At 71.3% G+C, this 11595-nt stretch carries 9 protein-coding genes; 3 read left to right on the plus strand and 6 right to left on the minus strand.

The genetic code is table 11. The features are described 5' to 3' along the window. Positions 1-187: 187 nt before the first annotated feature. The gene (locus tag ACTWPT_RS10190) at positions 188-709 is read left to right on the plus strand and encodes a PH domain-containing protein (protein WP_443177034.1); all 522 of its coding nucleotides are present in this window, start codon (positions 188-190) and stop codon (positions 707-709) included. Further along, a complete protein-coding gene (locus ACTWPT_RS10195; protein ID WP_443177035.1) occupies positions 706-2328 on the plus strand; it encodes a PH domain-containing protein in 1623 nt (540 codons plus the stop codon). Before ACTWPT_RS10190 ends, ACTWPT_RS10195 begins: the two co-directional genes overlap by 4 nt. 179 nt (positions 2329-2507) lie before the next feature. On the opposite strand, the gene sepH is transcribed toward ACTWPT_RS10195, so the two are convergent. From sepH to ACTWPT_RS10220, 5 genes are all read right to left on the minus strand, one after another. Further along, positions 2508-4814 (minus strand): septation protein SepH, encoded by a 2307-nt coding sequence (gene sepH, locus ACTWPT_RS10200; RefSeq protein ID WP_443177036.1) that lies wholly within the window; start codon positions 4812-4814, stop codon positions 2508-2510. A gap of 160 nt (positions 4815-4974) precedes the next feature. Continuing rightward, positions 4975-5913, minus strand: coding sequence for a protease inhibitor I9 family protein (locus tag ACTWPT_RS10205; protein WP_443177037.1), 939 nt, complete (start codon positions 5911-5913; stop codon positions 4975-4977). A 96-nt stretch (positions 5914-6009) separates the two neighbouring features. After that, positions 6010-7287, minus strand: a complete 1278-nt coding sequence (locus ACTWPT_RS10210) for a D-arabinono-1,4-lactone oxidase (RefSeq protein WP_443177038.1) — start codon at positions 7285-7287, stop codon at positions 6010-6012. A 44-nt stretch (positions 7288-7331) separates the two neighbouring features. Next, a complete protein-coding gene (locus tag ACTWPT_RS10215) occupies positions 7332-8054 on the minus strand; it encodes a polysaccharide deacetylase family protein (protein WP_443177039.1) in 723 nt (240 codons plus the stop codon). A 54-nt stretch (positions 8055-8108) separates the two neighbouring features. Beyond that, complete coding sequence (locus tag ACTWPT_RS10220) at positions 8109-9311, minus strand: MFS transporter (protein WP_443177040.1); 1203 nt, start codon at positions 9309-9311, stop codon at positions 8109-8111. A 92-nt stretch (positions 9312-9403) separates the two neighbouring features. Between ACTWPT_RS10220 and ACTWPT_RS10225 the strand changes: the two genes are divergently transcribed. Then, on the plus strand, positions 9404-10585 hold the full coding sequence (locus tag ACTWPT_RS10225; protein WP_443177041.1) for a lytic transglycosylase domain-containing protein: 1182 nt from the start codon (positions 9404-9406) through the stop codon (positions 10583-10585). 52 nt (positions 10586-10637) lie between these two features. Here the strand turns inward: ACTWPT_RS10225 and ACTWPT_RS10230 are convergent, their stop codons facing one another. After that, positions 10638-11585 carry a ferrochelatase gene (locus tag ACTWPT_RS10230; protein ID WP_443177042.1) on the minus strand — a complete coding sequence of 316 codons (948 nt, stop codon included), beginning with the start codon at positions 11583-11585 and terminating at the stop codon, positions 10638-10640. Positions 11586-11595: the final 10 nt, after the last annotated feature.

Genomic DNA, 11595 nt, shown 5'->3' on the forward strand with positions numbered 1-11595 from the left:
TGCCCCGGCCTGGATGGCACGAACGTGGCGCCGCCGACGTGGCCAGGCTCGACAGCCTGCGGCCGGCCGCCACCGAGCATGGCAGCAGGCCCCGGCCCCCGGCGGGCAGACACGCCGCCGTGATCGTGGGATCTTTACCGCCCCCGCGGGCCGATCACTTCCCGGGTACGCGGCCTAAGCTGGCCTTGTGACCACAACAGGCCCGCTACGCGAACCGGCGAACCGCGTCTCGCCCAAGGCCGTGCGCCTGTGGCTGCTCGAGGCGCTGGTCGCCTTTGCATTCTTCCTGGGCGGTTCGCTTCTGGTGTCGCGGTGGGTCGGCGGCAGCGGGTGGTCGTGGGTGCCGGACTGGTTCGCCGCGAACTCCTGGCTGCTGCCTCTGGCCGTCGTCGTGGTGACCCTGCCGTTCCTGGCCGCCGAGCCGTTCGTACGGTACGCCGTGCATCGCTGGGAGCTCTCAGGCGACGTCGTCTACGCCAGGTCGGGGTTCCTGACCAGGGAGTGGGTTTTCGTGCCCGTGAGCCGTATCCAGACGGTCGACAAGGGGCAAGGGTGGTTCGAGCGGATGCTCGGGCTGGCCACCCTGGAGATCCGCACCGCGTCCCATGCCGGCTCCTCGACGATCAAGGGCCTGGACTACCTTGTGGCGGCGGACCTGGCCGAGCAGCTGGCGCACCGGGCCGAAGCGCTCAGGGACGACGCCACATGACCGACCCCCGACCGCCCCGCGGCGACTTCCCGCGTGACGGCGCGGGCCATGAAGCCCCACCCGATGGCGCGGGCGACGGGCAGCCGGGGCCTGCTCCCTTCCCTGTCAGGGCGCCGTTGCGGCTGAGCCCGAAGGTGCTGCTCATCGACCCGGTACGCATGTTGCCCTCGCTGCTCCTGCCCCTCCTCGGCGTGCTGTTCGTGGGTGGCTTCTCGGCCAGGTCGTACGGCTGGGCCCTGCTCGGCATCGTCGGCACCGTGGTGTTCGCGATCGTCAGGTGGGCCACCTTCACCTACGAGATCGCCGGCGACCGCCTGGAGACGAAACGGTCGCTGATCAGCCGCTCCGTCCGTACCATCCCGCTGGAGCGCATCCGCGGCGTCGACGTGTCCACGCCGCCCATGCATCGCCTGCTCCGCCTGGCCGTACTCAAGATCGACACGGGCGCGAGCGGCGGCGACGAGGAGGCCGAGCTCGACGGGGTCACGCGGGAGGAGGCCGACCGGCTCAAGGCACTGCTCCTGCGGCGGGCGGCCCGGCAGGAAGGTCCCGTGCCCGAGGCCGCGGCGGCCGGGTCCGTGGAGCGGCCGATCGTCAGGGTGCCGCGCAGGTGGCTGCTGTACGGGCCGCTGTCGGGCGCATACCTGCTCACCCCGTTCGCGCTGGCCGGCGGCGCCGTCGGGCTGGCGTTCCAGTGGGGGGACGAGCTGGGGTTCGGCCGGGACGCCGCCTGGAACGTGGGCCGATGGCTCTGGGACCGCCCTTACCTGCTGCTGATCGTGGCGGTGCTGCTCGTCCTGGCGATGCCCATCCTCGGCGGGCTCATGTACGCGGTCTTCAACTGGAACTTCGAGCTCAAACGCCGCGATGGCTACCTGGTGGCGGAACGCGGGCTGATCAACCGGCGCAGCGTGTCGCTGGAGTCGGCGCGGGTGCGCGGCTACGAGATCGTGGACGGCCTCGCCGAGCGGTGGGCCGGGGTCGTGCGCGTGTGGGCCATCGTGACGGGGCTCGGCGACTCGCAGACCCGAGGGCAATTGTTGCCCGACGTGCCACGCCCGGTCGCGTACCAGGTGACCGGGGATGCGATCGGTCCCTACACGGCCGAGCTGCGCCGTCATCCGCCCGTGGCACGCAACCGCCGCCTGTTCCGCGCCGTCTTCCCGTGGGCGATGATCGCGCTGGTCAGCGGAGTGGCTGTGTGGGCGACGGGCCTGATGTTGTGGTGGATTCTGCTGGTCCTGTCGCTGCTGCTGGCCGGGGTGGGGATCCCGTTGGGGCTCGACCGGTACGCGTCGCTGGGGCACGGCTACGACGGGGTGCGGGTGGCGGTCCGGTCGGGCTCGCTGCGGCGGTCCCAGGCCGTGGTCGAACGCCGGGCCGTGGTGGGATGGCGGCTGCGGCAGACCTGGTTCCAGCGGCGGGCCGGTGTGCTCACGCTGATCGCCGGGGTCGGGGCCGGCAAGGGCGGGTACGAGGCGCTCGACGTCTCGGAGGCGCAGGGGGCGGGCTTTCCCGCCGAGGTGACCCCCGAGTGGCTCACCCCGTTCCTGCGGCCCACACCCCCAGAGCCCCCGCCCTCCACCGAGCCTCGGACGCCCCCCACTGGGTGGGTCTGACCCCGCCGTCCTTGGGTGGGTCCGACTCGCCGTTCACCGGGTGGGCCTGACCTGCTGCCTGCCGGGTGGGCATGACGCGCTGTTCTGGTCCCGGCACTCCGATGCGCGCCGTCGCATACCGCCATGAACGCTATGCGCGGTGGCCGGCGAAGGGTCGTGGTCGTGGGTCGGTGGAGAGGTCAGTCCTGGCGGCGGGCGCCGAACATGATCTCGTCCCAGGTCGGGACCGAAGCCCGGCGGCCACGGGAACCCTTACGCGTCTGGCGGGCGGCCGGCGCGGGCGGTGGGGAGGGCACCGGCACGGCCTGCTCCTCCTTGGCCCCGTCCTTGCCTGCCCGAGCGGCCGGCACCTTGGGCTCGGCGGGGGCGGGCTTCGGCTTGGGCGCGGGCGCGGGCGGCTTGGCCTCCTTCGCTACCTCCTCCGACTCGCTCGGCTCACCCTCCGTGACCTTGGACACGCCGGCCTCCGTGTTCTGTGAGGCGCCAGCCTCCGTGACTTTGGCCGCGCCGGCATCCCTGGCCTGCGGAGCGTCGGCCTCCGTGGCCCGGGGAGCGCCTGGCTCCTCGGTCTTGGAGGCATCGGGCTCCACGGCTTCGGACACCTGCGCCGCCCCGACTTCGGCCGCCTTGGCCTGCGCGGCTTTCTCCGTCTCCGCGACCGGGCCGGCTGCCACCTCGGACTCGGCCTGGGCGGCTACCGGCTTGGCCTCCGCCGACCGGCCTGGGCCCTCGGTCGTGACGTCCACTGCTGGAGCAGAGGCGTCCGCGGGCCCGGCCGTGTCCACGGCGGGTGAGGCGGTGGCAGGAGAGGCGGTGGTGTCAGTTTCAGCGGGGGTGCCGGCTTCGGTATGCGCGGATGCCTCGGAGACGGGCGCGGCGTCGGAGGGCGATGTCGCAGCTGGCTGAACGGAGGGAACAGCCTCGGCAGCGGGAACCGGCCGACCGCCGGTGGCGGGCCGGCCGTCGGTGGTGGGCTGAGCGTCGGTGGTCGGGGGGCGGTCGAGGGTCGGCTGGTTTTCGGTGGGCGGCTGGCTGGTCGCCTGGGGCTTGATGGCCGTGTCGGTTACGGGTGCCGCCTGCGAAACCGCCTCGGGCCGTGCGGCCGCCGCCGGGGCCGAGGCCGTCTCGACGGCGGCGGTCTGCGCGGCAGGCTGAGACGCCGTGACCGGCTGCTCTTGGACGGTCACCGGTTCCTGCGCGGGAGGCTGCTCCTGCGACAGGCTGTGGGCGACCGCAGGATCCTGCGCCTGCGGCGCGGTGTGCTCGCCGGCGGCCGTGTGCCCCTGGGCGACGGCGGCCGGCTCCTCGGCGGATGCCTGAGGAGCCGGACGGGTCTCCGCAGGGGCGGGCGCCTCGGGGGCAGGGCGGTCCGCTGGGGCGGCAGGCGCGTAGATGGGGTCGGCGTCGCGCTCGGCCGGGTCGCGCTCGGCCGAACGGCCGGAGCCGAAGTCGGGCAGCCACGACGAAGACCCGCCGCGACGCGAGGACGTCTCGCCGGGAAGGGCATGGCCTGTTTCGCGGGCAGGCGTCTCAGGCCGGAAGGAGTCGTCGCGAGACGGCGAGTCCGGGCGGAAAGAGTCGTCGCGGGATGGCGGTTCCTCGCGGAGGGGTGTCTCGCGAGACGGCGGTTCGTGGCGGAGGGTGGTCTCGTGGGATGGAGGGGCCGTGTCGCGGGGAGGGGCGGCGCGGTCGAAGGGGGCGGCCTCACGGGACGGAACGTCCGAGGCGCGCGTGTAGCCGGTTTCCGAGGACCTGGGCGGCGGGTTGTAGCCGACCGCCGGCTCCTCGGGCTCGCGCCGCACCACCGACGGGACGGCGTCGGAGCTGAGCGGCGGCACCGGCTGCAGCTTGGCCACGCGCGGCGCGAACGGTGTCACCGTCGTGTCCTCGACGACGGGCGGCTCCGGGTCGAAGTCGGCCGACGACAGCCGCATGGCCTCGTCGCCGTACGGCGTCACGTGCCGCTTGCGCGGGTCGAAGAGCCACTCGGCGTGCCGCGTGTGGCCGTTCCACACGTAGCCGAGCTTGACCCGCCACAGCCCGTCGTCGCGCTTGGCGGAGTCCCAGTCGATCTCGTCCGTGGGCACGCCGCGTCTGGTCAGCCGCTCGGCGACGAGATCGCCGAGGGTCGGCCCCGGCGCGGATTCGCCGGGCATGCGCACAGCGACCCGTTGCGCCTGTTGAGCGACGTACTCCCGTTCCTGCAGCACCGGCCCCTCGAACCAGCGCACACGCTCGACTGGGATGCCGGCGGTCGCGGCGATTTCCTCCGCGGTCTCTCCGGCGCGAATGCGGGCCTGGATCTCCTTGGGGCGCAACGGACTCTCCACTTCGATCTCGTACTGGCCGAGACGGGAGAAGTTGCCGCGGACGGCAGCACGGAGCCGGTCGTCCACGGGAAGCGTGAAGCGCGTGCCCCGCCCGGCAGTCGCCAGCACGAGGTAGGTGCCGTCCTCACTCACCGCGACGAGTCGGAGCTCCTGCATGCGAGTCCCTTCGTCAGCGTCGCCATTCTTCCCCCGGACCCTTGAGTCTCTCGCGTGTGCCGGTTGCCTGCCAGCACCGTACCCGGCATGTCCGAACATCGCCTTCCTGGGATAGCCCCGGGGCGATGTGACGCCGGTCACATTTGTCGAATCCATGCCTCTAGAGCCCGCCGTCGCGCATGAGGAGGTTAAAGGCCCTGGACGGGTTCTGGCGAATCGCGCCACGGGCCGCGGTGCAGTTGAGGCGAGATGCCAGGATGGCCGGGTTTACACCCGGATGGCACTCCAGATGGCGGGCGGCGGCTCCGGCGAGGTGCGGGGCGAGCGCCGAGTACGCCACGCCGCCCGGCGCGATCCGGCAACGACCGGAGTGGGCCGCGCCTACCACGAACACCCCCGACCGCACCAGTGAACGCACGGCGGTGTCGAGTGCTGGGGAGCGGGCGCCGTCGAGCGCGAGGGTGGCGACGGACGGTCCGCGCGCGTGCCGGTGGATCCAGTCCAGCCCCGCCAGAACGTCGGCCAGCGCGCCGGAGTTGCCGCAGTCGAGCACGCGTATCGAGGCGATCCCGGCGCCGGGCGCTGCGGTGTGGACGCGGCCGGCGACCTGCGTGCCGTGACCGCCGCAGTCCCGCCCCGCGCCGCCGGTGGCGTCGAAGGCGCGCCAGGCCCGGTCCCCGAACTCCGCCCGGCCGGCGTCTACGCCGCTGTCCACGACGTACACGGTGGCGCCGGCGCCCGGGCCGGCGAGCGGGCGCGCGGGTCTCCTGACGGGCATGGCATGGACCTGCCGGTCGGCCTCGATCGTGCGGACCCGCGGGTCGGCGCGCAGCGACGCGAGCTCGGCGGCGGTGAGGAAGGTGGCGAACCCGGGCAGCGCCGCGGTGTAGTAGCGCCGCACCCGCCAGCGCACCTCGCCGACGAGATCGCGGGCGGCCGCCGGGCCGCGCGCGACGACGATGTAGGGGCGGGCGGGTTCGGCGGCGGGGCGCAGGGCGAGTCCTGAAGCAGGTGTCATGGCCAAGGGGACGGCGGTCGTGGCGGCCGTCGCCACGGCCGCGGCGAGGTAAACGGAGGGCAGGCCGAGTCGTCGGGACACGAGTGACGAGGGTGCAGCCCGCGCGTGTCATCCGGGCGGCGGGACACGCGCTCACGGCCGTTCGCGAGGAAGTTCTTTACCGAAAGAACGACGACCCTAGCCGAGCACCAGGTTTAGGTGGTCGTTGGTGAAGATGCGGCGCGGGTCGAGCCGGTCGCGCAGCGCGGCGAAGTCGGCGAAGCGTGGATAGACCTTGGCCAGGTAGGCGGCGTCCCTGGTGTGCAGCTTGCCCCAGTGCGGCCGGCCGTCCAGCCGCACCATGATCTCCTCCACGCCCTCGAAGTACGCCGGATTCGGCGTCGGGCGGTAGATGTGGCAGGCGATGTACGCCGAGGCCCGCCCGTACGCGGTGGACAACCAGGCGTCACTGGGCGGCGTGACCCGCACCTCCACCGGAAAGGTGATCATCCAATCCATGCGGTCGATGAGGTCCCGCGTCTCGCGCAACGCCTGCGCGAGGCGCTCGCGCGGCACGGCGTACTCCATCTCGAGGAACCGCACGTCCCGCCGCGCCGTGAAGATCTTGTACGAGGTGTCCACCGACTCGGAGTCCCCCAGCGCCGCCGCGCTGGCCTCGTTGATCCGCGGGATCAGCCCGGGGAAGCGGGCCCCGGTCGCGCACGCCGCGCCGAACAGGGTGTTCTCCAGGAACACGTTGTCCAGCCAGCGCTTGACCGCGCTCGGCGGCGACGCCGGACCAGGATGCCGGTTGTTGGTCTTGACCAGGCAGGCGTCGGTGTGCGGCAGCCAGAAGAAGTCGAGATGCTCGTTCGCGGAGGTCAGCTCGTCGAGCGAGTCCAGGATGTCGCCGAGCGCCATCTTGCGCCGCCTGTTGTGGAGCAGGAACGCGGGCTCCACCCGGAACGTCACGGCCGTCACCACCCCGAGCGCGCCCAGCCCCACCCGGGCCGCGTCGAACAGGTCGTCACCCGGGGAGGCGGTCGCCACGGACCCGTCAGCCAGCACCAGCTCCAGCTCGGCGACCTGGTCGGCGAGCCCGCCGCTGTCGCGCCCGGTGCCGTGCGTGCCGGTCTGGATGGCGCCCGCGACGGTCTGCTCGGTGATGTCGCCCATGTTGGCCAGCGCCAGCCCGCGCTCGCCGAGCAATTCGTTCAGCGCCCGGAGCGGGGTGCCGGCCAGCACGGTGACGCGGTCGTCGGCCAGCGAGGTGATCCCGGTCAGCGCGTCGGGGCGCAACATGATGCCGTCGGTGAGGGCCACCCCCGTGAAGGAGTGGCCCGTGCCGACCATGCGGACGCGCCGCCCGGAGGCGGCGGCGTCCCGTACGGCGCGTACGACGTCCTCGACGGACGCCGGCACGCGCACCTCGGCGGGGCTGCCCGACTGGTTCTTCGCCCAGTTCGTGAAGACCATGAGCGACCCCTTAGGAGTCTCGTTCCGGTGAACGTGAACGATACTCAGTTCTCCCAGCCCGCGGGAACCGGGAAAATGTCGCCGGGCTCGAGGTTCTCCCTCTTGACGATGTCGGACACCGTCACGAGGTGGTAGCCCTTGCTCTGCAGAGTCTTGATGATCGACGGCATGGCGTCGACCGACTGCTTCACCCAGTCGTGCATGAGGATGATGCCGTCCTGCTTGGCCACCTCGAGGGTCTTCTTCTTGATGGACTCGACGTTCTTGCTCTTCCAGTCCTCCGAGCCGCCGGTCCAGAGGATGATCGGCATGCCGAACTCGGCGGCGATGTCGGAAACCGTCAAGTCGGCCATCCCGTACGGCGGCCGCAGCAGCTTGGGCTCGACGCCCGCCGCCTTCTTGATCTCGTCCTGAGTCTTCTTGATCTCGGCCCTGACGTCCCAGGGCTCGAGCTTGGTGAAGTCAGGGTGCTTGTAACTGTGGTTGCCGAGCTCGTGGCCCTCGGTGGCCATGCGCTTGACGTACTTGGGGCGGCTCTTCACGTACTGGCCCTCGAGGAAGAACGTCGCCTTGGCGTTGTGCTTCTTCAACGTGTCGAGCAGGACGCCCGCGTACTTGCCCGGTCCGTCGTCGAAGGTCAGCGCGATGCACTTGACCTGCTCACAGTCGACCGGGGCCTGCTTGGGAGCCTGGGCTAACGCGGGTGCTGGGGCGAGGGTGACGCATACAGCCGCGATTGCTAGAAGTGAACTGATCTGTCGGGACATAAATAAAGCTTCCATAGTGATGGATGTTGCGAGGGATGTCCCGACGGTAGCGGATCAACTCTGTGCGGGTGAAGGTGCCTCGGGCACTCTCAGGAAACCCGAACCTCCGATTCCCACGATCACGGCAAGGAACGCCGCGCCCAAACTGAAGATGTATGCGTTGGACGCGCCGTACGTCTCGGTGAGCCGCCCGCCCGCCCACGCGCCGATCGCCACGCCGAAGCCCAGCGCGGTGGAGATCCACGCCATGCCCTCGGTGAGCAGGGACGGCGGCACCAGCCGCTCGATGAGCGAGAACCCGGTGATGAGCGTCGGCGAGATCGCGAACCCGGCCAGGAAGAGCGCCCCAGCCATGACCCGCGCGTCGCCGATGAACACGATCGGCACCAGCCCCAGCGCGAACACGCACAGCGCCCGCACGAACCGGCCCTGGAGCGAAATCCGCCAGTGCCTGGACCCGAACCAGAGCCCCGACACCATCGACCCGCCGGCGAAGGACGCCAGCAGGAACCCGGCCGCCCCCTTCACCCCCTCCTCCTCGGCGAACGCCACTGTGATCAGGTCCACGGACCCGAACACCGCGCCCATCGCCAGGAAGACGCACGACAGCAGGGCGATCGCGGGAATCAGGATGGGCGTGCCGCCCCCGGACCTGGCCGGCTGGACGGGCGGCTGCGTACGCCGCTGCGTCGCCAGCGCAAGGCAGCCGACGAACATGAAGACCAGCGCGACGGCCAAGCCCATGTACGGGCTCACCGCGGTGGCCAGCACCGTGACCAGGGCGGGGCCGGTGACGAAGATGACCTCGTCCACCACGGACTCGAAGGCGAAGGCTGCGTGCAGCTTGCTGGAGCCGCCGTGGATGACCGACCAGCGGGCCCGCACCAGTGAGCCCACCGACAACGACGTGGCCCCGACCACCAGGCCGGAGGCGTACAGCGTCCACTCGGGCAGTCGCAGACCGGCGCTGAACAGGAGCGCGGCCAGTCCGAGCGCGTTGATCACGGCGAACGGCGGGATCACCCGGCTCTGCCCGAACCGGTCCATGAGCCGCCCGGACAGTGGCGCGCCGACGGCGAAGGCCACGTTGGTGGTGGCGGCGACCGCGCCGGCGGTGGCGTAGTTGTCGGTGAGCGCGGAGATCAGTAAGACGATCCCGATCCCGATCATCGACATCGGCATGCGCCCGACGAATCCGGCGAGCACGAACGCCTTGATGCCGGGCCCGTTGAACAGCCCCCGGTAAGGCCCGACCACCCCGTTTCCCCCTTACTTCCGCCAGCTAACCATTGCGCACGGATGCCCGGTTAGCAAGTCGATATTCGGCCGGCTGGGCTAACGTGTCCCGAGTGTCCGGTCTTCCCACCTTCCGCGCGGTCATGCTCATGATCACCGCAGTGCTCGCGGTCACCGCCGCGGCAGGCGGAATCGTCGTGTTCCTGGACGGTGACCTGCTCAAAACCGCTCAGGAGCCGGTACGCAGGCCGACCCGTCAGCCCACGGCCGCCCCCCGCCTCGACCAGCTCGTACCCAAAGCTGAGCCGATCAAGGAGGGGCCGGTCAAGGACTTCGGCGCCGGCGGCCCCGGGGTCACGCCGACCCCGCCACGCGTGCTGGCGATCGCCCCGTCCGCCGTGCCCAAGCAGACCAGGCTCAAGCTCGGCGAGTTGAAGCACGTGCAGAAGGTGGCCGTCGTCGACGCGGGCGCGGTCAAGGTCTCGGGCACCGCGCTGAACCTGCTGGCCGTGGACCCGGCCCACTTCCGCTCGTGGACCCCGCAGCCGGTCGCCGACCAGCCTGCCGTGTGGAGCGCGCTGGCCAGGGGAGAGCTGGTGGCCGACGCGAGTGCGATCAGCAAGTTCGGGATGATCCTGGGTGCCATGTACCAGGTGGACGGCGGTCCCACGCTCCGCGTCGCCGCCTCGGCCCCGCTCGGCCTGCACGGCGTGGACGGGCTGGTGGGCGCCGACCTGGGCAGGTCGCTGGGGTTCGCGCCGGGTGTCGCGGTGCTGCTGCACGGCAAGCCGGGCAAGATCAGCGAGTCGGGGGTGCGTAAGGTGCTCGGCAAGGGCGCCCAGGTCGTCATGCTGGACTCCGCCGCCCGCGCCCCGAAGCAGAACCAGCCGAGCCCGCAGACGGTCAACGTGGGCCGCCCAGGCAGCTACCTCGAGCTCTACAAAGCCTCCGCCACCCGATGCCCCGGTCTGTCATGGACGGTCCTCGCCGCGATCGGGCAGGTCGAGAGCAGTCACGGCCGCAACAACGGCCCGTCCAGCGCCGGCGCGCTCGGGCCCATGCAGTTCATGCCCGCCACCTGGAAGCACTACGGCGTGGACGGCGACGGCGATGGCAAGACCGACATTTGGAGCCCGTACGACGCGGTGCCGGGCGCGGCCAACTACCTGTGCGCCAACGGCGCGGGCAAGGGCGGCGAGAAGCTACGCAAGGCGATCTGGTTCTACAACCACTCGTGGGACTACGTGAACAAGGTCATGGGCATCGCGGAGGCGTACGCGCGCACCTACGCCTGAGGACGCCTTCGCGCCGCGAGGGAGTGCGGCGGCGTCTGGCGACCGAGTCGCCTCACGCAGTGGGGCGAGAAGGACGCGGGCAGCAGGTGATGGCGCACGGCACGGGCTCGGGCTCGTCCATCAGCTCGCGCACCATCCGCACGAAACGCGGGTGCGTGCCGGCCGTCGCCGCCCGCTCCAGAGGCAGGCCGATCTCCGCGGCCACGTCCCTGGCCTCGGTGTCGAGGTCGTAGACGACCTCCATGTGGTCGGAGACGAACCCGATCGGCACCAGCACGACCGAGCTGGCTTCGGTCTTGCGCAGGAAGTCGCACACGTCCGGCTCCAGCCACGGCACCTGCGGTGGGCCGCTGCGCGACTGCCACACCAGGTCCCACGGCTCGCTGCGGCCGAGCGCCTGGTTGACCAGCTCGGCGCTCCTGCGTAGCTGCGCCTCGTAGAGCCCGCCGGACGGGCCTGCGGTCTCGGCCATGGACACCGGGATGCTGTGCGCGGTGAACACGAGCCTGGCGTCGTCGCGGCCGAGCTGCTCCAGCGCTGCGCGCGTGTGGTCGGCCATGGCGGCCACGAACCCGGGATGGTCCCCGAAATGCCGCATCTTGACCAGCTCGGGACCGTCTTCCACGGAGATCCTGGCAATGTCCTCGTAGTACTGCCGGCAGCTGGAGTAGCCCGCGAACGCCGACGTGGCGAAGACGGCCGCCTTGCGGACGCCGTCGGCCTTCATCTGACGCACGGCGTCCTCGCCGAACGGGTGCCAGTTGCGGTTGCCCCAGTAGACCGGCACGTCCACGACCGGCCGCAGCGCCTCGATCAGGTCGCGGTTCTGCTGGTTGATCGGGCTGACCCCGCCGAAGCTCTGGTAGTGCTCGGCTACCTCGAGCAGTCGCTCGCGCGGCACGCCGCGGCCGCGCACGACGTTTTCCAGGAACGGCATCACGTCGTCGGGACCCTCAGGACCCCCGAACGACAGGACCAGCAGCGCGTCGTAATCTCCCACGTGACCAACC

Origin of the sequence: Nonomuraea sp. 3N208, assembly GCF_052245935.1 — a bacterium.
GTDB lineage: Bacteria > Actinomycetota > Actinomycetes > Streptosporangiales > Streptosporangiaceae > Nonomuraea.

Excerpts from the sequence above, each read along its gene's own strand:
- ACTWPT_RS10210 (WP_443177038.1), bottom strand. The coding sequence starts at position 7,287 with ATGGTCTTCACGAACTGGGCGAAGAACCAGTCGGGCAGCCCCGCCGAG.
- ACTWPT_RS10195 (WP_443177035.1), top strand. The coding sequence starts at position 706 with ATGACCGACCCCCGACCGCCCCGCGGCGACTTCCCGCGTGACGGCGCG.
- ACTWPT_RS10215 (WP_443177039.1), bottom strand. The coding sequence starts at position 8,054 with ATGTCCCGACAGATCAGTTCACTTCTAGCAATCGCGGCTGTATGCGTC.
- sepH (WP_443177036.1), bottom strand. The coding sequence starts at position 4,814 with ATGCAGGAGCTCCGACTCGTCGCGGTGAGTGAGGACGGCACCTACCTC.